This is a genomic window from Pollutimonas subterranea, from assembly GCF_002849655.1.
GTDB classification, from domain to species: domain Bacteria; phylum Pseudomonadota; class Gammaproteobacteria; order Burkholderiales; family Burkholderiaceae_B; genus Pollutimonas; species Pollutimonas subterranea.
This window is the reverse complement of record NZ_PDNW01000010.1, coordinates 43,485-65,783: the sequence shown is the minus strand read 5'-3', so window position 1 is coordinate 65,783 and position 22,299 is coordinate 43,485. Positions and strand designations below refer to the sequence as shown.

The following is a 22,299-nucleotide window of genomic DNA, read 5'->3' as shown; positions in this document are numbered from 1 at the left end:
AAGTGGGCTGAGGGTTGAATCCGCGTGCAAGGCCCGGGTAACCGAGCGATCGACTGCGGTGTACCCAGTATCTTTCGGCAACGCCGCGCGAACTCCTTTAAATGACTCCTGTTGGACCAGAAATCCGACATGCACGCAAGAATTGAGCGGCGGCAACCCGCAGCGAAGCAGTCGTATGTCTTTGCTAGGTCAAACTTCCGCTTTGGGTCGCTTCCAGCCCGTCAAATCAAGCCTGAAACAGCATACCGACTATCATAAAGAACGAACCAAGATCAGACCTCCAATAGCGTTACAGCCATAGCGAAATAGCCCACAACCCTACTATGACCCTGCGCCGGTACCTCCCCCACCCTACATCACCACATCCCCATCCCTCCCCACAACCACATTCGCCGGCAACGAATCCCCATGCTCTGTCAGCCAGCAGTCAAACTCGTGCCCTATGTGCGTCAACACCGCCTTCTTCACGTTCAGCGAACAAATCGTTTCCAGCGCCCGGGTCAGATCATTGTGATTGCGCGGCGTCTCCGGCAAAGGCCCGTACGAACAATCCAGAACCAGCAAGTCCAGCGGCTGTTCCTGCAACCTGGCCTGCGTGTCGGGCGGCAATCCCACTGTGTCGGTCAGGTAAGCCACACTGCTGATTCCGTCGCTAAACAGATAACCAAAGGTCGGTTTGGAATGATTTAAAGGCAGCGGCGTTAACGAAAAGCCCTCGAACGTCCGCGGCTGGAATGCCGTAAGCTTCTGCGAAAAATCCAGCATGCCGGGGTGTTTGTACAGGTCGGCGAACCCTTCAGGGTCGTCGGGCCCCAATACCGGCAGGCGCATGCCCTTGCCCCAGCGCCAATGCAGCAGTCCCTGCACGTGGTCGGCGTGGTAATGGGTTTGCAGGACGCCGTTTATGCTGCCCGGAGGGAAGCGCTCGGCCAGGTCGGTCAATCCGGAATCCACCAGCCAACGCTGGCCCCCGCACTCAATCAAGGCCGAACACGGACCGCGGCGAAAACGGGTATCGTGCCGCGCCCTGTCGCAGGCCGGACAATCGCAGTTGTACACGGGAACCTGCGACGCATTGGCGGTACCCAGCAGTGTCAGTTTCATGCCGTATGCCGATAATTGAAGGTGTCATGCAGTCCAGGGCGCTCGCTGGCGTCGGACTGTTTCAAGTAAGCATATAGCGTCTGGATGGCGTGGTCCACCTCGTTTGAGTTGTCCACGACCAATACCGGCGCGCCCTTGCTGTCTTCGTCCAGCTCGCGACAAAATCGGGCATTGCGTTCCAGCCGCCTGGAAACTTCTTCGGCATCCTCCCGGCCGCGATCCTGCAGGCGCTGTCGCAGCAGCGCTGGCTCGACAGTCAGCAAGACCGGCAGCAAGTCAGGATATCGCTGGCGCGCCTCGTGAAGATACGCGCGTGAGCCGTTAAGCAATACATCCCAACCTGCCAGCAAGTGATCGTTGATGTCATTGAAAACCCCGTAAGCCAAGCCGTTGGCCCGCCATGCCATGGCCAGGAGTCCGCAAGATTCCATGTGCTCGAACTCGGACAGGCTTACCGATACACAACTGGGTTCGGTCGGTGTGAGCGGCCGGGTCACGATGCGGGGCGCAAGATACGCACTACCGGCCAGCAAATCGGCCACACCCTGCAACACCGTGTCCTTGCCTGAACCGGATGGCCCCATCAGGTAGATGAGTCGACCTGCCATCAGAACACCCTGTTCCCATTGCGCCAGACGCGCTGGACGACAAATTGCTTCTTGTGTTTGCGCACGCGCAGCAGATCGGCGTTAAGTCCGGCGCGGATTTCTCCACGGTCGAGCAAGCCCGCCGCCTGTGCCGGCGCCATGCTGATGGTTGCCACTGCCGCCGGCAGTCCGTAGGCATTGTCCTGGTCCGCCAGCATGCATGCGGCCTGCAGCAGGCTGGCCGGATAATAGTCGCTGGACAGAATATCCAGCACGCCTTGCGACGCCAGGTCGGCCGCGGCCACATTGCCCGAATGCGAACCGCCGCGCACGATGTTGGGCGCACCCATCAACACCTTCAGGCCCATGCTGTGGCTGGCCTCGGCCGCTTCGACGGTGGTGGGAAACTCGGCAATGCACATGCCATACTCCGCCGATTCCCGAGCGTGGTCCAGGGTGGCATCATCATGGCTGGCCACCGATAGCGACCGTTCGCGGCATTCATCGACGATGGCGCGCCGGTACCGGTCGCTGTACTGGCGCGAGTTATCCAACTGCAGGGCGATGAAGGCATCCATGTCGGCATCGTTCAGGTGATACTTGCCTTGATAATATTCGCGGTACTTTTCCAGCTTCACGAATTGCCGCTGGCCGGGTGAATGGTCCATGACAGATACCAGTTGAACCAGCGGGTTTCCCACCAATTCATGGAACATGTCCAGCGTCTTGGCGTGGCTCAGCTCGCAGCGCAAATGCAGGCGGTGCTCGGCGCGCGTGTGGCCCTGGCTTTGCGCATGGGTGATGGCGTCCAGCATGACCGGCAATTGCTTCAGGCGATCCCCTTTCGGATTCACGTCACCGATGGCCAGGGCGTCGAACACCGTGGTAATGCCTGCGGAAATGACTTGCGCATCATGCGCCAGCACGGCCGATTCCGAGGGCCAGTCCACACCTGGCCGCGGATTCATGTATTTTTCCAGGTTGTCCGTGTGCAGTTCAATAAGCCCGGGCATCAGGTAGTCGCCGTTCAGGTCTTCGGCCTGCGGCAGTTGGCTGCGGCCTTCGCTGACGTCGTGGATGACGCCATCGCGCACGGCCACGGTCCCGACAAACAAATCAGTGGCGGTCACCACCCGGGCGTTGGTGAAAATTTGTTCAGCTTGCATGAGCAGGCTCCTCAAGAGACATGTCCAGATAGCAATCCGCCATGCCCTCGCGCGCCTTCGCGTCGTGAGAGATGGCGATCAGCGCCGAGCCGGCGGACTTGGCTTCCTCAATCAATTCCAGCACCACGGCCCGGTTCGCATCGTCCAGCGATGCCGTGGGCTCATCCAGCAACAGCAAGGGCCAGGGCACCATGAAGCCGCGGGCAATATTGACGCGTTGCTGTTCGCCGCCCGAGAACGTGCCGGGCGCCAGCGACCACAGGCTTTCGGGCAGATTCAGGCGTGTCAGCAGCGTTGTGGCGCGTTCTTGCGCGTCGGCGCGATCCATGCCGCGCGCCAGCGCGGGCTCCATCACCACGTTCAGGCAGCTTACGCGAGGAATCACGCGCAGGAACTGGCTGACATAGCCCATGGTCATGCGGCGTACGGCAAGCGTCTGCCGTGGCTCCGCGCCCACCATTTCCAGCACCTCGCCGGCATGATGAAGCCGGATGCTGCCGGTGCTGGGCAGGTAATTTCCATAGAGGGTGCGCATCAAGGTGGACTTGCCGGCGCCGGAGCGGCCATGCAGCACCAGGCAGGTGCCGGGCTGCACGGCGAAGCTAAGCTTGCGCAAGACGTTCAGTACTGTCCCATGCTGCTGGTGCAGCGTAAAGGCTTTGGACAGGCCCTTCACTTCCATAACGGGTGTCATGTTTTTTCCTCAAGGCTGCAGGACGGACGAAACCAGCAACTGGCTATAAGCATGTTGTGGATCGTCAAGTATTTGGTCGGTCAAGCCGGCTTCGACCACGTGGGAACGGCGCATTACCATCAACCGGTCGGCCAGCAAGCGGGCCACGGCCAGGTCATGCGTCACGATGACAACGGCCAGTTGAAGTTCACGGACCAGGCCGCGCAGCATGTCCAGCAGGTGCGCCTGCACCGAGACATCCAGGCCGCCGGTGGGCTCGTCCATGAAAATCAGGCGCGGACTGGACACGAGGTTGCGGGCAATCTGCAGCCTCTGCTGCATGCCGCCGGAGAACGTGCGCGGCAGGTCATCGATACGCTGGGGATCGATCTCCACCTGATCCAGCCACGCCAACCCGGCCTTGCGCAGTTCGCCATAATGGCGCACGCCCTGGGCCATCAGGCGCTCACCAATATTGGCGCCGGCCGATACGCCCATGCGCAATCCGTCGCGCGGGTTCTGTTCTACAAAACCCCATTCGGTGCGCAATAGCGTGCGTCGATGCGCCTCGCTTGCCGCATATAGGTCGACATTGCAATTGTCGCGATCGCGGTAGAACACCGATCCGCGGTCTGGAGGCAGCCGGCCGGACAGCACGCTGAGCAGCGTGGACTTGCCCGAGCCCGACTCGCCCACGATGCCCAGCACCTCGCCGGGATACAGGTCAAAAGATACGGCCTGGCATCCCTTTTCCGGGCCGTACAGCAAGGTCAGGTCACGTACCGATAAAAGCGGACTCATTGCATGGCCTCCTGGTTCGCGCATCGTTCCTGGCAGTAGTCCGTGTCCGAACATACGAATTCGCGGTTTCCGTGGTCGTCGACGATCAGTTCATCGAGATAGGACTCGCTGCTCCCGCAGAAGGTGCAGCTGTGATCCCACTTCGGGATCTCGAAGGGGTAGTCCTGGAAATCCAGGCTTTCCACCTGCGTGTAGGGCGGCAAGGCATAGAGGCGCTTCTCGCGCCCTGCCCCGAACAACATCAATGCAGGACTCATATTCAACTTGGGATTATCAAATTTCGGTATGGGCGACGGATCCATGACGTAACGATCATCGACCATGACCGGGTAGGCATACGTGGTGGCGATGTGTCCATACCGGGCAATGTCTTCGTACAGCTTGACGTGCATGACGCCATAGTCGTTCAGCGCATGCATGGCCTTGGTCTCGGAATCCGACGGCTCGATAAAGCGCAAGGGCTCGGGAATGGGCACCTGGTAGACCACGATTTGCCCCTTGTGCAGCGGCGTTTCCGGAATGCGGTGGCGGGTCTGGATGATGGTGGCCTCCACGGTACGCTCGGTGGTCGCCATGCCGGCTGTTCGTGTAAAAAAGCGCCGTATCGACACCGCATTCGTGGTGTCATCGGCCCCCTGGTCGATGACTTTGAGCACGTCGTCGTGACCCAGTATGGCCGCGGTCACCTGCATGCCGCCGGTTCCCCAGCCATAGGGCAGCGGCATTTCGCGGCCGCCGAAGGGCACCTGGTAACCCGGAATGGCCACGGCTTTGAGCAAGCCGCGGCGCAGGCTGCGTTTGGTCTGTTCATCGAGGTAGGCAAAGTTGTAGCCCGCGACGATCTCGGCATTTTGTATTGCTGTACTCATGCTCGTTTCTCCTGCTTTAGGTCCGATACGCCGGCCGCAGGCTTGCGCAACTGACGGATAAGGTCGAGCTCGGATTGGAAATCAACGTAATGCGGCAACTTCAAGTGCGAGACGAAACCGGCCGCCTCCACGTTGTCGCAATGCATCAGCACGAACTCCTCTTGCTGGGCAGGTGATTCGATATCCTCGTTGTACTCATCGGCGCGCAAGGCGCGATCGACCAGCGCCATGCCCATGGCCTTGCGCTCGGCATAACCGAAAGCCAGTCCGTAACCCCGTGTGAACTGGGCCGGCTGATCCTTGCTGCCCACGAACTGGTTGATCATTTCGCATTCGGTGACTTCGATGTCGCCCAGCAATACGGGAAAGTCCAGCTCCTCGGGCTCGACCCACACCTCTATGTCTCCGATACGGATTTCTCCCGCAAAGGGGTGATTGCGTCCATAGCCGCGCTGAGTCGAATAGGCCAGCGCCAGGAGAAACCCTTCATCGCCGCGAGCCAGCACTTGCAGTCGCTGCGCACGCGTCGACGGAAAATCGAGGGGCTGGCGGGTGATATCGGGGACCTCGGCCGTGCTGTCTTTATCGACCGCCAGCAGGCCTTCATCAGCCAGCATATCGACCACCCGGGGACATGCTGGCTGCTGCACGGGTTCGATCGGGGAATCGGGCGTTGGCAGCGCAGCGCCTTCAGCCAGCAGGGTGAAATCCAGCAGGCGATGGGTGTAGTCGAAGGTGGGACCCAGCAACTGTCCGCCGGGCAGATCCTTGAAGGTTGCCGAGATGCGGCGATCCAGGACCATGTTTTCCGTCTGCACGGGAATACTGGCCATGAAGCGGGGCAGCGTGGTCCGATAGGCGCGCAACAGGAAGATGGCCTCGAGCAGATCACCCGCCGACTGCTTGATCGCAAGCGCGGCAAGCTCTTCGTCATACAGGGAGCCTTCACCCATGACGCGCGCCACGGCCAACGGCATCTGCTGGCGTATCTGCTCCACGCTCAGCTCAGGTACCGATGCATCGCCCCGCCGCTTGGCCGCCAGCAAGGCATGGGCGTTATCGATGGCTTTTTCGCCACCCTTTACGGCAACATACATCAGTTCACCTCCGTCATGGTGTAGCGCACGCGCGTGCTGCGCGGCAAGGCCACCAGCCTGGATCCGCTGGTGAAGAAAATATCCAATCCTTTTGGAAAGGCGCAGAACGTCTTGCGCTGCGTCCAGAAGTCGGGTGCCACGGGCACGTTCAGCACCCTCTCCTGCTGTATTCCGGGACCCTGCCACGCCACGGCCGAGCCGTGCTCGAGGCTGCTCAACTGAACGATGAGCGTGCAGGATTGATCGGGGTCGCGATCTGTGCCGTTGTTGAATTCGTGGAGATCGACCAGATCGTCTTCCGTCAACAAGGCGAATGCCGCAAGACGTCGATCACTGACTACGGCGCAACCGCAGTGGAACGCCAGGTTGGCGCGCAAGGCCGGCGTATCCAGGGCGTCAGACAGCCAGACCGCTGTATCGGCGTCGAACAGGCTCAGGCACAAGGCGTATGCTGCGGGAGAGATGTCGCCCAGTGCGGGCGCGCCATCCAGGACCTGTATCGTTCCAGGCTCCGACATGGCGGTCAGCGCAAGGCGGAATGCCTGCTGCGACTGGGCAATGGGTTCGGCAAAAGCCGGTAAAAGCAAGGTGTCGTTCATCAGTCCTCACCCCGCAACAATGTCATGAAATCCACTTTGCTCGTGGCAGCCTGCGCCGTCTTGATGCCTCGTCGCACGGATTGTTCCTGCTCCAAAGGGGTAATCAACGCATCCAGCCAGTGCTGGTGCTGCTCGCCCTGTAAATGGGCATCGGCCAGCGCGGCCAATTCCGCATGCGGCTTACTGCGGCCCGCCACATAACTGTGTCCGATGCGTCCGTTGTCCAGCTGCACAACGCAACGGGTTACGGTCATCTCGCCAAGGTTGAAGGCCGCCCCGCTGGCGCCCATGCGGCCGCGCACCATCACCATGCCTGTTTCGGGCGGGCGGATCAGGCGGTAGCCGGGTTCGCGCAGCTGCGAACCGTAGGCATCGAGCTGCCGCCCCGCGCGGGCGAGCACACTCATCCATTGCTGGCGCCGACCAGCGCTGGCGCCGTCGGTCTTCACACTACTGTTCATGCTGATCTCCGGAAATGACGTGATACTTGAAACGATCAGCCCGGCTGATCGAATTCGATAATTCAAAAGGCTGGCCCTGCGCATCGCGGGAAAGCGTCCGTATGCTCAGCACGGGTGTGTGCCGGGGCATCAGGAGCTGCAGCGCCTCTTGCTGGGAAGGCGCCCGGGCACCGATCAAGGTCGACGCGCGTGTGAGCGCAATGGCTTTTTGTTCCAGGTGCGAGCGCAGTGACCCGCCCTGATAGGCATCCAGCGCCTGTGCCCGCCGTGAAGGAAAACAATGGACGATGAGGCTGATGGGCAGTTCATTGAGCAGGCGCAAGGTCGTGATCTCCACCACCTGCTCCTGTCCGCTCAGGGCCAGTTCCTTCGCTTCATCGGCCTTGGCGGGGCGCTGGCTGCGATTCAGCAGCACGGCTTGCGAACGCAAGCCCATCCCTGCCAGCGTCTTGCTGTACGTGCTGCCGGCGTGCACCGGATAGACGATGGGCGTAGGCAACACGCAGGTGCCCCGGCCCTGGTGCCGCAGGACGCGCCCTTCGGCAACCAGGACGTCCACGGCACGCCGCAAGGTATGGCGATTGACCGCGTAGCGTTGTGCGAGTTGAAGCTCGGAAGGCAGGTAATCGCCCGCCACGTAGCCCTCAATTTCATTACGCAATGCATCGGCCACTTCCAAATACCGCGGCCCCGCTTGTCTAGACATGTTCATATCAAATAATGGGTGCATGGCACCCCTGGTTTCTTAGATGAAGTGCTTGCGCAAACGCTGCGAAATAATGTCGATGAGGCTGACGACCGCGATGATGATGATCAGGATGGCGCAGGTCTGCGCCAGCTGGAATCCTCGTATGGCCTCCCAAAGCGTCACGCCGATGCCGCCGGCCCCAACCATGCCCACTACCGTGGCGGACCGTACGTTGGACTCGAAGCGGTACAAGGCATAGGAAATCCATAGCGGCAGCACTTGCGGGATGACGCCGTAGATGACTTCCTGCAATGCACTGGCGCCGGTTGCCCTGACGCCCTCCACAGGGCCGCCGTCGATAGCCTCGACCGCCTCGGCGAACAGCTTGGCCAGGACACCCGTCGTGCCGATGAACAAGGCCATCACCCCGGCAAAGGGCCCCAGGCCAACCGCCACCACGAACAGCATGGCAAAGACCATTTCATTGATGGAACGAAACGCATCCATCAAGCGGCGAAGCGGGTGGGCTATCCACCATGGGGCAATATTCTCGGAGCACAGGATGCCCAGCGGTATGGAACAGATGATTGCCAGGACAGTGCCCCACAAGGCGATCTGCACCGTGATGATCATTTCAGCGACATAGGTTTCCCAGTAGCGGAAATCGGGCGGGAAGAAATCGGCCGCAAACGTACGCATGTTCTCGGCATCGCGCCACAGCATGGCGGGATTCATTTCCGCACCTTCCCAGGACCAAGCCAGGATGACGGCCAGCAGGACCCAGGTCGCCCATTGATACCAGGGACGTTTAAGCTGTGGGTCGGGCAAGCCGGTGGACGTTATAGCTGTCATGTGATGGGTATTCCGAAATCAAAGGGTGTCTTTGTCCGGCCAGGCGCCGGACAAAGACATGAGCCAATTACTTGGCGCTGGCCAGCTTCTTGTCCAACGTCTCCATGCGCGCGTTCAGCTTTTCCAGGCTGGCATCGATCTCTTTCAGTTTGGCCTGCTTTTCGGCGGCGCCGTACGTGGCGTCAGCGGCCAACTGACTGCGCTGCTTGAACAGTTCGAGCTGGCGGATAGGCAGCAGCTGGTCATCGTTCGAGGCCTTGAACTTGCCCCATTGCAGGCCGGCCAGAACGGCCAGCTCTTCTTTATTCCCGCCATAGTTGGTGAAGAAATCTTTGACCTTCTTCTTGGTTTCTTCCGGCAGGTTCTTGCGCCATACGATGGGGTCGGCAGGAATCAATGGCGATTTCCAGATCACTTTCAACTGGGCCGCCTTGGCCGGATTGGTTTCCTCCAGACGCTCCATGCCTTCGGTATTGAACGTAGCCACATCGACTTGCTTGTTCGCAACGCTGAGTGCATTGACTTCGTGGCTGGCGTTCAAGGTGCGCTTGAAGATCTTGCTGGCGTCGACATCATTCTTGGCGAAAACGTAATAGCCCGGCACCAGGTAGCCGGAGGTCGAGTTGGGGTCGCCATTGCTGAATGTAAGATTCGCGGCATTCTTGAGCATGTCGTCGACCGAGGCCAAGGTGCTGTCTTTGTGCGCAATCAACAGGCTCCAGTAGCCCGGATTGCCATTGGCGGCTACCGTTTGCGCGAAAATCTCGCCGCCGGCGCGATCGACGGCCTCCATGGCGGATTTATTACCGTACCAGGCGACATCCACCTTGTTGAAACGCATGCCCTGGATGATGCCGGCATAATCCGGCGCAAAGAAAGCATTGATCTTCATGCCGGTATGCTTGCTCATTTCCGCAAGAAACGGATCCCACATGCCTTTCAGGTTCTGCGATGATTCTGTCGAGATGATGCCGAAATTCAGTTCTTTTGTTTCGGCGGCATGGGCGTGGCTCATCATGGCCATGCCGGTTACGGTGGAAGTCAGCAGAACGCGCTGTATGGCTTTAAACATGTCAATACTCCAGTAGTGCTTCATAGCTTGCCGAGTCGGTTGTCTAGACAAGTACGTTAAAAAGAACAGCTTGATTCAACACGGCTATCAGGCTGCAATCAAAGACATGGAAGGCCGCGCCGGTAGCCGCGCGGTATGGCTGGCCAGGACCAGGGATGTATCAAGGTCGCCGCCATAAAGATCGTTGAGGAACACGCCGTCCAACGCATCGACCGATCCATCGAAATGAATGTGCCCGGATTTCAACGCAACAACCCGCTTGCAATACCGCGCGGCGTAGTCGACCTGATGCAGGGTGACCACTACGGTCTTTCCGTCTTTCTCATTGATGTCGGCAAGAATGTCCATGACCTTGCGCGCCGACTCTGGGTCGAGTGAGGCAATAGGCTCATCGGCCAGGATGATTTCGGCTCGCTGGGTCAGCGCCCGTGCTATGGCTACGCGCTGTTGCTGGCCGCCGGACAAGGTCGACGCGCGGCGATGCGCATAGTCGGCCAAGCCCACCCTTTCCAGGGAAGCCATGGCAAGCTGCTTTTCCTCTGGTGTGAACATGCCCAGTGATCCACGCCAGCGAGGCATGCGACCCAGGCAGCCCAGCAACACATTGCGCAACACGCTCAGCCGTCCGACCAGGTTGAACTGCTGGAAGATGTAGCCGATGTCGGCACGCAGACGGCGAACCTGGCCGTTGAGCTGGCCGCCGGACTGAACCGATCTACCCATTACACTGATTGAGCTGCTGCCATGCTTGTCGCCGCAGGCGAGGCCCGACAAATGACGCAACAAGGTCGACTTGCCGGATCCGGATGCACCGATCAGTGCCACCATTTCACCGGGCTGCACGGCAAGCCCCATATTGAACAAAACCTGTTTACCGCCGAAGCTTTTGTTCAAGCCCTCGACGCGGATCACTGAGTTCATTCACCTACTCCCAAAAAGCCAGACGACACAGATCGCCTTTGATGACCCGCATCTTAGGCACGGCGCATGACATCGGGATTAAACTGCGATGACGTTTTCATGACAGCCTGCCGGGCAGGCATCCATATTGCACAGTCATATATTCTTCTGAGGCTCACCCAATGGCGACTTTAGCGTTCGACCACCTTGTCCTTATGTTGCGCGACCGACTGACCGGGCTGGCGCCGCGATTCGAAAAAGACGGCTATTGCCTGACCGACCTCGCCCGTCATAATCTCGGCTCGGTCAATCGCCTTATCACACTGGACGACAGCTACATCGAGTTGCTGGGCTGGCCTGAAGGTGCCCCACCGGCCCGCAAGGAAATAGCCGATTCACCGGCAGGGTTGGATGCGCTGGTATTTCGCAGCACGAACGCGCAGCAAACCTACGAGTACCTCAAGGACAACGGGTTTGACGTCAACCCCGTCCAGAGACTCGAGCGGCCTATAGAATCGGCCGGGAAACAGGCGACTGCCCGCTTTGATACCGTCCGGTTCGCGACCCAGCCCATCCCCGGATTCCGGGTATATTTCTGTCAACACTTGACGCCGGAATATGTGTGGGTCGATAACTATATGAAACATGCGAATGGCGCCAGGACACTCAGTGATATTCTTATCGTATCCGGCGAACCGCATTCGGATGCGCAGTCGCTTGCCGTGCTGGCGCAAGCCGATGTGCGGGCCGACGACAATGGTGACTATGAAATAACACTGCCCAACACGCGCATGCGTGTGCGCCGCGATCCGGCGGCAACTCAGGCCCGCATCGAGGCGGCTTGGGTTGCCGATGAGCACGGCGCGCGCCAACTATTCAACACACGGCTTGATCAATTTGTGTAAACCGCCACAACCAAGAGGAAAAACAATGACTCGATTCTTCACGCAAAAAAAACCCAAAGGCGCTCTCCTTAAAATAGGCGCTTCCTGCCTGCTGGCCCTGTCCATGGCAGCTGCGGCCAGCGCAGACGACGCGCCCATCCGGCTGGTTGTGCCCTTCCCACCCGGAGGAAGTACCGATATTGCATCCCGGATTATCCAGCCCAAATTGGCGGAGTTGCTAGGCCGCACCGTAGTCGTCGAGAACAAGCCGGGGGCAGCCAGCCAGATCGCCACCCAGTACGTGACCCGTTCCAAACCGGACGGCACCACCTTGCTGGTCAGCTTCGACACGCACGCCATCAATCCCATCATCAAGCCGGATTTGCCTTACGACACGTTCAAGGATCTGCGCGGCATTGCGTTTGCCCTGCGGTTTCCGCTGGTTATCGGGGCGTCCACGGCTACTCCCGGCAATAACCTGAAGGAGTTCCTGGCGGTTGCCAAGGCGGAGCCTCAAAAATTTAGCTATGCCTCGACAGGCGCCGGATCATTGAACCACCTGGCCGCTGAAGACCTTAAGCGCCGGGCGGGTGTTGACATTCTTCATGTCCCCTTTGGAGGTGGCGGGCCAGCCGTGCAAGCGGTGCTGGGCAAGGTCGTCAATTTCACGATGCTCAGCTATGCGGCGACAAAGTCCAATATTGCTGCCGGGAAAATCAAGCCTCTGGCAGTGACGGGTACGACGCGCCTGCCAGACCTTCCCGATACACCCACCGTCGCGGAATCAGGCTTCCCGAACTATGAAGCTTATTCATGGATAGGTATTTTCGCTCCCGCCGCTACACCTGACGACGTTTCCAATAACCTGACCAAAGCCTTCCAGGAAGCCCTTAACGATAAAGAGGTCAAACAGAAGCTGACCGCCCTGGGCTTCGAAGTGATCGGCACCGATGGGGCAAGCGTGGACGACTACACCGTCGAACAATACAAGCGCTGGGACAAGTTCGTGAAAGAGACTGGGCTTTCTCTGACCAACTAAGCCCCGATCGGCTATAAAAAAAGGCTGAGCCCTGTGCAATACAGGACTCAGCCCAGTTCGACCCCGTGTCTACTGTCCCGCTACAAGCGGTCAGTGCAAAACTACTATTTTGCGGAACGGGTGATCGCGCCGCCGGCTCTGCTTATATCTTCGCCCGCACCTGCTACGGTATTGCAACCGGCCAAGGCAAAACAGCCCAACAAGGCTAAAGCGGCAAGAATTTTGGTAGCCATGATTTCCCTTTTTACTAGAAGTGTTTTTAATGACAAGGTGCTTGGTACTGGAACGAAATCAGGCGATTTTTACGCGTAGCTCGCCCAGGCCGGCAACCGAGCCCACCAGCGTATCGCCGGCCACGACCGGACCCACGCCTTCTGGGGTACCCGTGAAGATGATGTCGCCGGCCTTCAGCTCGAACAGGCCTGAAAGATAAGAAATGGATTCGGCAATATTCCAGATCATTTGCGTCAAGTCGCTGGACTGCTTGACGGTGCCGTTCACGCTCAGCGAAATCGGACCGGCGTCCAGTGTGCCGACCTTTTCCCGCGGATGCAGCGGGCCGACGGGTGCCGACTGGTCGAACGCTTTGCCCACTTCCCAAGGACGACCCTGCTTCTTGGCCTCGCCCTGCAGGTCGCGTCGCGTCATGTCCAGGCCAATGCCATAACCCCACACACATTCAGCGGCCTGCTCCACAGTCAGGTCACGGCCGCCCTTGTCCAGCGCCACCACCAGCTCGATCTCGTAATGCAGATTTGACGTTTTAGGGGGGTACGGCATGGTGCCGGTCTGGCCATCTGCGACGGTCAGGAGCGCGTCGGCGGGCTTATTGAAGAAAAATGGTTCTTCACGACCGGTAAAGCCCATCTCCTTGGCATGCTCGGCATAGTTGCGGCCGACGCAATACACACGCCTTACGGGGAAGACGGCGTCCGACCCGGCTACGGGGATGGCATAGACAGGGTGTGCGGGAATGACTGTATTCATTTACTTATCACCTTTGCTGAAGCGTTGAGCGCCATCACGAATTTCTTTGAGCGCCGATTCTGGACCTTCCCAGCCCTTGACCTTGACCCATTTTCCTTTTTCGAGATCTTTGTAGTGTTCGAAAAAGTGCTGGATGCGGGCGAGATCTTCCTGGGGCAGGTCTTCCGGCTTCTGGATATGGCGGTACGGAGGGTACAGCTTGTCGACGGGAACCGCCAGGACTTTTGCGTCACCGCCGGCCTCGTCGTCCATGATCAGTACGCCAATGGAGCGGCAGCGTATTACCGCGCCGATCTGGATCGGGAACGGGGCCAGTACCAGCACGTCAACCGGGTCGCCGTCATCGGATATGGTCTGCGGAATATAGCCATAGTTGCACGGATAATGCATGGCCGTCAGCATGAATCTGTCGACGAATACGGCGCCGGAGTCTTTGTCGACTTCGTACTTGACCGGGTCCGCATTCATGGGGATCTCGACAATGACATTGAATTCGTCTGGCAAGTTGCTGCCGGCGGGTACTCGGTCTAAGCTCATACTTCGTTCAACCTCAAATATATAAAAGTAAAGAGAAAATCAGTATCTTTCCGGGCCGCGACGCGGACGGTCGGAAGTTTGCGACAAATCAACACCTGGAATTGGCGCACTGTCGAAATACTCGTCCAGGCCGGAATCGGAAGCCGGCGTACGATCATGCGAGACGGCCGGCTTCATATCGGCGGGCGGCCGTGTCAGCAAGGGCTCCGACCCGATCACGTCCTCGCCCATGAAATCGGCTGCGCTGGCTGCAACGGGCACCTCGGCATGGCGGGCCACGCTGGTCTCAGGAATACTTTCGACGTCGATAAGCGTCGGGTCGCCACGCGTATCGGCGGCGGGCAACGCGCGGCTGGCCGGCAGTACGGGAAGCACTCCCGCCACACCGGACGCCAAGCGCCAATGAGTCATGGCGTCGCCCGCGCGGCCAAGTCGATCGTACAGATTACCGAGCAAGGCATGGATGCGCATATCGCTGCGGATCTTCATGCTGCGCAACAAATAATGCTCGCCCTGCCCCCACAATTCGCCGGTCAGGCATAGATTGCCCAGGGCCGCCAGCAATGCGGAATCGTCGGGATGCGACTTGAGCCAGACCTCGGCCTTGCTCAAGCGGCGCGCGACGTGTTCGGCCGGGCTTTGCGAGTAAGCACTTAACAAACGCGCGTCCAGCTTGACGTTAATGGCTGCTTCGAGAATCTTCGATGCTTCGTCGTAGTTTGCCTGCGAAGTTTGAATGGCGGCGCCCGCCAGCGCAATGTCCGGCAGGACGCGCTCTTCGGCCTTCAAATCACCCCAGATGGACTTGAATCCCTCGGGACCACCTGCATGCAAGCGCGCCGCCGCCGACGTCTCGATCAGCTGCATGGCTTCCGTCTTGTCGATAACGCCACGGCGCAATAGCAAGCGGGTGAGTTCGTAGACACGGTCGTGGTTACGCAGCTGGCGGTGGGCACGCAACAGCAGGCGTGTCGCATGGAAATAACGCGAGCTCGCGTCCTGCAGAGGCTGCAACAGCACCAATGCGTCCTGCGGGCGATTCTGATCCAGGTACATTTCGGCAGCTACCGTAGCAGCCGCCTCCCGCAAGCGCGGATCATTGCCGGCGGCATCCTGCGCAAGCGCCAACGCCTGGTCGCGGCGGGTGAATTCGCCAAGGTGATGTGAGGCGCGTGCCGACGCCAGGCCGGCCAGCACCTTGCGGTTGCTGGATCGTGTACGTCCGAGCAGCTTGGATAGCTCTTTTTCCGCCTCGGTGTAGCGGCCCTCGAGTACATTGATCCAGCCGTTTTCCAACAAGTGGTGATCGCGATTCTCGGCGCGTAGACTGCGCCAGGAGCGAAAACGCTCGGGACCGCCGGAGATCCATGCCAATACCCGAAGCACGACATACAAAATGATGAAAGCGGCCAATATAAGCAAGACCGCAAGGGTCAGCGACAGTTCGATGCGCCAGGGTTGCGCAATGATAAGTACATTGCCACTATGGTCGCGCAAGAGCAGGGCCAGCGCTACAGCGGCCACGAATACGAGCAGGGTCCAGAACCAGGTTCTCATTGTTTATCCCCGAAGCCTGGTAGTTGCCGCGGCGGCAGACTGTGCATGAGGAGCAGCGGAAGACTGGGTCTGCGCTCCAGGCGACTCAGGCGCTTGTGATTCAGGCGGCGATGACTCAGGCGGCGATGACTCAGGCGGCGATGACTCGGGTGCCGGTGATTCGGGCAGAGGCCGTGACTCCAGACCTGACTGCGGCTCTGGCGTCGCCGGAGCCTGGTCGGGTGCAGCCTCTTCGGGCACGGCGGCTGGAGCCGCTTCATCGGTAGACGGGATGGATCCGTTCTGGGCCGATTTTGCATTGGCCTCACGTAGCGCTTGCACGGCCTGCAGGCTATTGGCAACCGTAGGGAGCTTCAGTTCGATGGAGGTATCGGCCATCTGGCGCGCCAGCTTGAGGGCGTGCCGACTCGGTTGCGCCTTCGGGTCGTAGCGGCTTTCAATGGCCTTGACCAGCGCAGCGGTCTCGGATTCCCATACCTTGGGCTGGCGCATCATCAGCGCCAGCTGCGCCGTCATGATGCGCAAACGCAGATTCTCGCGAAAGCGTGTTGCCTGATCCGGAGACATCAACAAAGCGACGGGGTCGTCCACCCGCCGTACGGCGATGAACTGGCCGAGATCCTGGCGCACCGACGTCCAGGCATCACGCGACCAGTCATCCATCGTGGCCAGCGTTTTTTTCCACCACGGCGCATTCGCGTCGACATCATCACGACTCTTGCTAGACGCTTGCGGCGCGCCCGCCTCTGAACCGCCATCAACAACACCAGGCGCGGCGTCGTCAGGGACCAGCAATGGCGCATCGCTGACCAACGCGGCAAGTTCGTCAAGCTGTGTGGACAACAGCGCCACATCCACAGTCGATGCGGCACGCAGGCGCTCAAGATCGCCATTGATCGTCTGAAGCAGTGAGGCAAGTCCGGGGCGGTTAGCCCTTGCCAATTGTGCCTGTGCCGTTTCAAGCGAGATGACCGCATTTGCGACATTGCCGCTAAGCTGCAACTGTTGCTGAGCGATAGTAAGCAAGTGATCGATATCGTTGATCAACACCAGGTCGGAGCCGCTGTCGGTAAGCGTGCGGAAAGCCTGCTCCAGGCTTCCGACCTGTTCCCGCGATTCGTCGAGGGAACTACGCAGGGCATCGAGCTGAGCGGTTTGACCCTCCAGCATGGACAGCGCTTGGCGGGCCTGCTCGGCGGCCTGGTTCGCCATGCTGGTGCTGCGCTCCACCTGCGTGGCCAGATCCGCGGAGGACTGCCGGAACTGTTTCTGCTGATACCAGACGGCGGCACCCAGTGCCACGGCGATCAGCAAAAGAATGACGAATGCCGGTATTAGGACCGGCCGGGACTTTTTAACGGGCGATCTCTTGTTGGCCGAAGCATTGATTGCTGGACCAGGGGTAGCCGAAGCGCTTGGAGTGGAGGCCTGGGCTGCTTGCGAAATCTCGGGTTTTTTATCAGTCATGGCCAGATTGTAATCCTAGGAGTATTTCTTAACGCGACGCCATCTGGCTGATGGCCAGAAATATCGAGTCGTCACTCGGTGAGCATACTTTTACCATTGGCGGTTCTACATTACCAGTGGCGCCAAGCACGGATTGTAAACGGCTGGCGATGCGTTCATGTATCGCGACGAAACGGGATCGACCCCATGCACGGCTCAGGCCCAATCGCGAAATATTGGCATGTATCGCATCGACACTTTCACTGCTCGTCAACAGGAATACGCAGGATTCCGGCACAGCCATCGCCTGGGACAATGCCGCGGCCTGGCTGGAATTCCACAACGTCGGTTCACGTCGGTACAGGGCCAGTCGGTCGACGTCGATGCCCATGCGCTCGCATTGCTCGCCCAACCATTCGCGTCCCGACTCGCCCCTGACGATCAATACCTTGCGGATGGCAGGGAGCCGGGGCTCCAGGCATTGCCACAACGCTTCCGAGTCCTGGTTCCGAGCAGTCGAATCGGGATGCACGATTTGGGCATCCTGGATAAAGGACGAGTCATAAAGAGGCTGGGCGCTGGATCTTCCGACGGTCGCGGCCAGTGTGCGCTCCGGCCAGGCCTGGCCGGAAGACTGGCCAACCAGCAAATCCAGATAAAGACGGGCGGCATTGCGACTTACAAAGACGACAAGATCGTAGTCACCCGGCTTTGGCATGCACTGGCCCGGCTGCACCAATGGTCGGATTGCCAGGGCCGGCAGCGCCAGCGGCTGCCAGCCGGCGGCCAGCGCGCGTGCCGCCAACTGGTCGTTCCTACCGTCGGGCCGTGTAAGTACCACGTTGACGTTCATGATCGCATCAGCCGAAAAAAGGCCGCCACGTATCAGGAGGCCGTATCCGGAGACAAGAGCCGGGACAAGATGTCGTTGGCCCCTTTTTGCAGGAGTTCCCGGGCTGCTTGCTCGCCCAGCTGCACTGCCGACGCGGCGGGTCCGTGCACATGGGAACGCACGATGCGCGACCCATCCGGTTCGGCAACGAGCGCATCGAGATGCAGCACACCGCCGTCCAGCCTGGCGTAGGCCGCCAACGGCACCTGGCATGACCCGCCCAGAACGCGCGAAACCGCCCGCTCGGCCAGCGCGCACGCTGTTGTATCTGGACAGGCCAGCGGTGCCAGCCAGCGATGCATGTCATCGCGGCTTTCAAGGACCTCGATACCCAATGCGCCCTGGCCTGCAGCGGGCAAACTTTGCTCGACTGGCAAACAGCTGCGAATACGAGACTCGAGCCCCAGTCGCTTCAAGCCCACGGCAGCGAGGATGATGGCAGCGTACTCGCCGCGATCAAGCTTGCCCAGGCGCGTATCAAGATTGCCGCGCAGCGCTTGTATTACCAGTTGAGGATACTGCTGGCGAATTTGCGATTCCCGGCGCAGGCTTGACGTACCGACAACGGCACCGGGCGGCATGTCGTCCAGCGTTGCGTAGTCGTTGGAAACGAAGGCATCGCGCGGGTCGTCGCGTTCGAGTATGACGGGCAAGGCAAACGGGCTTTGCATGTCGACCGGAACGTCTTTCAGGGAATGAACGGCAAGATCGGCACGGCCATCGAGTAGAGCCGTTTCCAGCTCTTTGACGAACAGGCCTTTTCCGCCGATCTTTGATAAGGTGCGATCCAGGATTTGATCGCCCCGGGTTGTCATGGTCAACAATGTGACCTGACATCCGGGATAGACAGCCTGCAGGCGATCGCGCACGTGTTCGGCTTGCCACAAGGCCAGCCGGCTGGCACGCGTCGCAATGACCAGCGTAGCGGGAGCTGGAATCATGCCTTAGCCTGCCAACTGGGTGAATACGATGGCCAGAATAATGCCGACAATCGCCAGGACGAACAGCCCTTGAAGCAGGCTCAGGCCGGATTCATCGGGCTTTTTGCGGCCCGAGTGTTTAAACAGTCCCATTGACTTTTTCCTTGGCAGCGCCTTTGCGGCTGGCAATCCACTTACCGAGTGCCACCACAAGCACCGCACCGATGACTTCAGCCGCCAGTTTGATTGTACCGGGAAGCTCGCCGCCCCACTGGTTCTGGATAAAGATGTCGGTGACGACCATGCCGCCGGCGATCCAGCCCAGCAAGGCCGCACCCAGGGTAACTACCAGCGGGAAACGGTCGATAAGCTTGAGAACAATCGTGCTGCCCCAGATGATGATGGGCACGCTGACCAGCAAACCGAAGATCACATAGCCCAATTGGTGGTCCGGGATCGTGTTTTGCGCGGCGCCGGCGATGGCAATGACGTTATCGAGGCTCATGACGAAATCGGCAATGATAATAGTCTTGACCGCCGCCCAGATCGAGGCATTGGCTTTGATATTGTCGTGATGGCCGTCTTCGGGAACCAGCAGCTTGATACCGATCCATAGCAGCAGCAAGCCGCCTACTATCTTGAGGAAAGGGATCGCCAGCAATGTCAGCGCAAAGGCAATCAGCACGACGCGCAGGAAAATTGCCCCGGCCGTTCCCCATAGAATGCCCTGAACGCGTTGCTTGGGCCCCAGATTGCGGCACGCCAGCGCGATGACCACGGCATTGTCGCCCCCCAGCAATATATCGATCATCACGATCTGAAATAATGCGCCCCAATGCAGCGTGTCAATAAACTCTAGCATGTGAATTCCTGTGTATTCTTCTTGAAAAGCGATAAAAAGCCCCGGCTAAGTTCGTCCCGAGGCAAGACATAAACGCACTATTGTAAATCAGCTTTGAAATCCGCCCTGCGCTTGCACAGAAAAAAGCCCGTGCTGGCAATGAAAGCAGCACGGGCTTCTCTACGAGCAGACTCTTTTACAGCACGGATTTAAGCAACTTGCCCATTTCCGAAGGATCGCGCGTAGTGCGAATGCCGCAAGCTTCCATGATTTCGAGCTTGGCGTCGGCCGTATCGGCTCCGCCGGAAATCAGCGCGCCGGCGTGGCCCATGCGCTTGCCCGCAGGAGCGGTAACGCCGGCAATAAAGCCTACAACCGGCTTGGTCATGTTGTCTTTAGCCCATTCGGCCGCATTGACTTCATCAGGTCCGCCGATTTCGCCGATCATGACGACTGCGTCAGTGTCTGGATCGTCGTTGAACAGCTTGAGGATATCGATATGCTTCAGACCGTTGATCGGATCACCACCGATGCCGACAGCCGTCGATTGACCCAGGCCCAGTTCGGTCAGCTGTGCCACCGCTTCGTAGGTAAGCGTGCCGGAACGGCTGACCACGCCGATACGGCCCTTGCGGGAAATATGACCGGGCATGATGCCGATCTTCAGTTCGTCAGGCGTAATGAGGCCGGGGCAATTGGGCCCGAGCACCAGCGCAGTCTTGTTCTGGTCGCGCATGCGATTACGCAGCTCCAGCATGTCGCGTACCGGAATGCCTTCGGTAATGCAGATGACCAGGTCCAGGTCGGCGTCTACCGCTTCCCAGATGGCGGCAGCGGCGCCTGCGGGCGGAACATAGATGACGGAAACGGTGGCGCCCGTTTCGGCCTTGGCGTCTTTGACGGTACCGAAAATAGGCACGCCTTCGAAGTTCTCGCCGGCCTTCTTGGGATGCACGCCTGCTACGAACGCCGCCTTACCGTTGGCGTACTCGCGGCACATATGGGTATGGAATTGACCGGTCTTGCCGGTAATTCCCTGGGTAATGACTTTAGTGTCTTTGTTGATCAAAATCGACATTTACAGATCCTCGGCAGTATTCTTATTTCGCGGCAGCTACGACTTTAGTCGCGGCTTCGGCCATGGTGTCAGCGCTGATAATAGGCAGGCCAGACTCGGCCAGCAATTTCTTGCCAAGCTCTTCATTGGTGCCCTTCATGCGCACCACCAAAGGTACGCTGAGATTCACGGCCTTGCAGGCGGCAATGACGCCTTCGGCGATGACGTCGCAACGCATGATGCCGCCGAAAATGTTCACCAGAATGGCTTTGACGCCTTCGTTCTTGAGCATGATCTTGAACGCTTCCGTCACTTTCTCGGCCGTTGCTCCGCCGCCCACGTCCAGGAAGTTGGCCGGCTCGCCGCCGAACAGCTTGATCGTGTCCATGGTGGCCATGGCCAGGCCTGCGCCGTTGACCAGGCAGCCAATATTCCCGTCAAGCTGGATATAAGCCAGGTCGAACTTGCTGGCTTCGATTTCGGCCGGATCTTCTTCGGCCAAATCGCGGTATTCGACGATTTCGGGGTGACGGTACAAGGCGTTGGAATCAAAGTTGAACTTCGCGTCCAGCGCAATGATATCGCCCGAGTTGGTGAGGATCAGCGGATTGATTTCCGCGAGCGAGGCGTCGGTGTCCCAGTATGCTTTGTAGAGCTTCTGGAATTCAGCCGCTGCTTTTTCGACTGAAGCCTCAGGTACGCCGATACCACGCGCCAATTCTGCCGCTTCCTTGTCGGTGAGCCCGGTCTTGGGGTCAACGAACACCTTCAGGATTTTTTCGGGTGTTTTCTCGGCGACTTCTTCGACGTCCATGCCGCCTTCGCTCGACGCCATCACGCATACGCGTTGCGTACCACGGTCGGTAACGATGCCGACGTAATATTCTTTCTTGATGTCGGCGCCTTCTTCAACAAGAAGGCGACCTACTTTCTGGCCGTCCGGGCCAGTCTGGTGCGTGATCAGCTGCATGCCCAGGATCTCGGAGGACAATTGGCGCACTTCGTCGATGGAACGACCCAGTTTCACGCCGCCGCCCTTGCCACGGCCACCCGCGTGAATCTGCGCCTTCACCACCCATACGGGCCCGCCCAGTTTCTCGGCGGCAGCGACGGCCTCTTCAACGGAAAAAGCCGGAATTCCGCGGGGGACAGTAACGCCAAACTTTCTCAGCAGTTCCTTGCCTTGATACTCATGAATTTTCATTTATTACCTGTCAGAACGTAAAGAATTGGAAAAAGAACGCGTGCGCCAGTGGGCATCGTGCTTAGC

The 22,299-nt window shown here is 59.2% G+C and carries 26 protein-coding genes; 2 read left to right on the top strand and 24 right to left on the bottom strand.

Translation table 11 applies throughout. The features are described 5' to 3' along the window. Positions 1-351: 351 nt before the first annotated feature. The 13 genes from phnP to phnC form a co-directional block, all read right to left on the bottom strand. Entirely contained in the window at positions 352-1,104 is a 753-nt protein-coding gene (gene phnP, locus CR159_RS12730) for a phosphonate metabolism protein PhnP (protein ID WP_102074337.1), read from the bottom strand. Next, a complete protein-coding gene (gene phnN / locus CR159_RS12725; protein ID WP_102074336.1) occupies positions 1,101-1,712 on the bottom strand; it encodes a phosphonate metabolism protein/1,5-bisphosphokinase (PRPP-forming) PhnN in 612 nt (203 codons plus the stop codon). Before phnN ends, phnP begins: the two co-directional genes overlap by 4 nt. After that, positions 1,712-2,857 carry an alpha-D-ribose 1-methylphosphonate 5-triphosphate diphosphatase gene (locus CR159_RS12720; RefSeq protein ID WP_102074335.1) on the bottom strand — a complete coding sequence of 382 codons (1,146 nt, stop codon included), beginning with the start codon at positions 2,855-2,857 and terminating at the stop codon, positions 1,712-1,714. The genes phnN and CR159_RS12720 overlap by 1 nt, the downstream gene beginning before the upstream one ends. Beyond that, complete coding sequence (gene phnL, locus CR159_RS12715) at positions 2,847-3,551, bottom strand: phosphonate C-P lyase system protein PhnL (protein WP_102074334.1); 705 nt, start codon at positions 3,549-3,551, stop codon at positions 2,847-2,849. Before phnL ends, CR159_RS12720 begins: the two co-directional genes overlap by 11 nt. Before the next feature lie 9 nt (positions 3,552-3,560). Next, a complete protein-coding gene (gene phnK, locus CR159_RS12710) occupies positions 3,561-4,331 on the bottom strand; it encodes a phosphonate C-P lyase system protein PhnK (RefSeq protein WP_199173315.1) in 771 nt (256 codons plus the stop codon). After that, positions 4,328-5,200, bottom strand: a complete 873-nt coding sequence (locus CR159_RS12705; protein ID WP_102074332.1) for an alpha-D-ribose 1-methylphosphonate 5-phosphate C-P-lyase PhnJ — start codon at positions 5,198-5,200, stop codon at positions 4,328-4,330. Before CR159_RS12705 ends, phnK begins: the two co-directional genes overlap by 4 nt. Beyond that, positions 5,197-6,297, bottom strand: coding sequence for a carbon-phosphorus lyase complex subunit (locus CR159_RS12700; protein ID WP_102074331.1), 1,101 nt, complete (start codon positions 6,295-6,297; stop codon positions 5,197-5,199). Before CR159_RS12700 ends, CR159_RS12705 begins: the two co-directional genes overlap by 4 nt. After that, positions 6,297-6,896 carry a phosphonate C-P lyase system protein PhnH gene (phnH, locus tag CR159_RS12695; RefSeq protein ID WP_102074330.1) on the bottom strand — a complete coding sequence of 200 codons (600 nt, stop codon included), beginning with the start codon at positions 6,894-6,896 and terminating at the stop codon, positions 6,297-6,299. The genes CR159_RS12700 and phnH overlap by 1 nt, the downstream gene beginning before the upstream one ends. Next, complete coding sequence (phnG, locus tag CR159_RS12690; RefSeq protein ID WP_102074329.1) at positions 6,896-7,357, bottom strand: phosphonate C-P lyase system protein PhnG; 462 nt, start codon at positions 7,355-7,357, stop codon at positions 6,896-6,898. Before phnG ends, phnH begins: the two co-directional genes overlap by 1 nt. After that, complete coding sequence (gene phnF / locus CR159_RS12685) at positions 7,347-8,063, bottom strand: phosphonate metabolism transcriptional regulator PhnF (RefSeq protein WP_233208301.1); 717 nt, start codon at positions 8,061-8,063, stop codon at positions 7,347-7,349. The genes phnG and phnF overlap by 11 nt, the downstream gene beginning before the upstream one ends. A 39-nt stretch (positions 8,064-8,102) precedes the next feature. Then, the gene (phnE, locus tag CR159_RS12680) at positions 8,103-8,897 is read right to left on the bottom strand and encodes a phosphonate ABC transporter, permease protein PhnE (RefSeq protein WP_102074327.1); all 795 of its coding nucleotides are present in this window, start codon (positions 8,895-8,897) and stop codon (positions 8,103-8,105) included. A 67-nt stretch (positions 8,898-8,964) separates the two neighbouring features. After that, positions 8,965-9,969 carry a phosphonate ABC transporter substrate-binding protein gene (gene phnD / locus CR159_RS12675; RefSeq protein WP_102074326.1) on the bottom strand — a complete coding sequence of 335 codons (1,005 nt, stop codon included), beginning with the start codon at positions 9,967-9,969 and terminating at the stop codon, positions 8,965-8,967. An 87-nt stretch (positions 9,970-10,056) separates the two neighbouring features. Beyond that, positions 10,057-10,890: a phosphonate ABC transporter ATP-binding protein gene (gene phnC / locus CR159_RS12670; protein WP_102074325.1), complete on the bottom strand. Its 834-nt coding sequence runs from the start codon at positions 10,888-10,890 to the stop codon at positions 10,057-10,059. Positions 10,891-11,051: 161 nt separating this feature from the next. Here phnC and CR159_RS12665 point away from each other — a divergent pair, with 161 nt between their 5' ends. Continuing rightward, positions 11,052-11,774, top strand: a complete 723-nt coding sequence (locus tag CR159_RS12665; protein WP_102074324.1) for a VOC family protein — start codon at positions 11,052-11,054, stop codon at positions 11,772-11,774. 25 nt (positions 11,775-11,799) lie between these two features. After that, positions 11,800-12,792: a tripartite tricarboxylate transporter substrate binding protein gene (locus tag CR159_RS12660; protein WP_102074323.1), complete on the top strand. Its 993-nt coding sequence runs from the start codon at positions 11,800-11,802 to the stop codon at positions 12,790-12,792. Positions 12,793-12,896: 104 nt separating this feature from the next. Here the strand turns inward: CR159_RS12660 and CR159_RS12655 are convergent, their stop codons facing one another. The 11 genes from CR159_RS12655 to sucC all read right to left on the bottom strand — a co-directional run bounded on the left by CR159_RS12655 (position 12,897) and on the right by sucC (position 22,233). After that, a complete protein-coding gene (locus CR159_RS12655) occupies positions 12,897-13,025 on the bottom strand; it encodes an entericidin A/B family lipoprotein (protein WP_102074322.1) in 129 nt (42 codons plus the stop codon). Between the two features lie 58 nt (positions 13,026-13,083). After that, positions 13,084-13,779, bottom strand: a complete 696-nt coding sequence (locus CR159_RS12650) for a fumarylacetoacetate hydrolase family protein (protein ID WP_102074321.1) — start codon at positions 13,777-13,779, stop codon at positions 13,084-13,086. After that, on the bottom strand, positions 13,780-14,316 hold the full coding sequence (ppa, locus tag CR159_RS12645; RefSeq protein ID WP_102074320.1) for an inorganic diphosphatase: 537 nt from the start codon (positions 14,314-14,316) through the stop codon (positions 13,780-13,782). A 39-nt stretch (positions 14,317-14,355) separates the two neighbouring features. Beyond that, complete coding sequence (locus CR159_RS12640) at positions 14,356-15,873, bottom strand: heme biosynthesis HemY N-terminal domain-containing protein (protein WP_102074319.1); 1,518 nt, start codon at positions 15,871-15,873, stop codon at positions 14,356-14,358. 3 nt (positions 15,874-15,876) lie between these two features. After that, positions 15,877-17,340, bottom strand: coding sequence for a uroporphyrinogen-III C-methyltransferase (locus CR159_RS12635; RefSeq protein WP_102074318.1), 1,464 nt, complete (start codon positions 17,338-17,340; stop codon positions 15,877-15,879). A 28-nt stretch (positions 17,341-17,368) separates the two neighbouring features. After that, a complete protein-coding gene (locus CR159_RS12630) occupies positions 17,369-18,172 on the bottom strand; it encodes a uroporphyrinogen-III synthase (protein WP_102074317.1) in 804 nt (267 codons plus the stop codon). Positions 18,173-18,204: 32 nt separating this feature from the next. Beyond that, positions 18,205-19,149 carry a hydroxymethylbilane synthase gene (hemC, locus tag CR159_RS12625; protein ID WP_439650539.1) on the bottom strand — a complete coding sequence of 315 codons (945 nt, stop codon included), beginning with the start codon at positions 19,147-19,149 and terminating at the stop codon, positions 18,205-18,207. Between the two features lie 6 nt (positions 19,150-19,155). Continuing rightward, positions 19,156-19,284 (bottom strand): hypothetical protein, encoded by a 129-nt coding sequence (locus CR159_RS22105; protein ID WP_255398846.1) that lies wholly within the window; start codon positions 19,282-19,284, stop codon positions 19,156-19,158. Then, positions 19,271-19,993: a TerC family protein gene (locus tag CR159_RS12620; protein WP_102074315.1), complete on the bottom strand. Its 723-nt coding sequence runs from the start codon at positions 19,991-19,993 to the stop codon at positions 19,271-19,273. The genes CR159_RS22105 and CR159_RS12620 overlap by 14 nt, the downstream gene beginning before the upstream one ends. 175 nt (positions 19,994-20,168) lie before the next feature. Further along, a complete protein-coding gene (gene sucD, locus CR159_RS12615; protein ID WP_102074314.1) occupies positions 20,169-21,050 on the bottom strand; it encodes a succinate--CoA ligase subunit alpha in 882 nt (293 codons plus the stop codon). A gap of 22 nt (positions 21,051-21,072) precedes the next feature. Then, positions 21,073-22,233 carry an ADP-forming succinate--CoA ligase subunit beta gene (gene sucC, locus CR159_RS12610; protein ID WP_102074313.1) on the bottom strand — a complete coding sequence of 387 codons (1,161 nt, stop codon included), beginning with the start codon at positions 22,231-22,233 and terminating at the stop codon, positions 21,073-21,075. Positions 22,234-22,299: the final 66 nt, after the last annotated feature.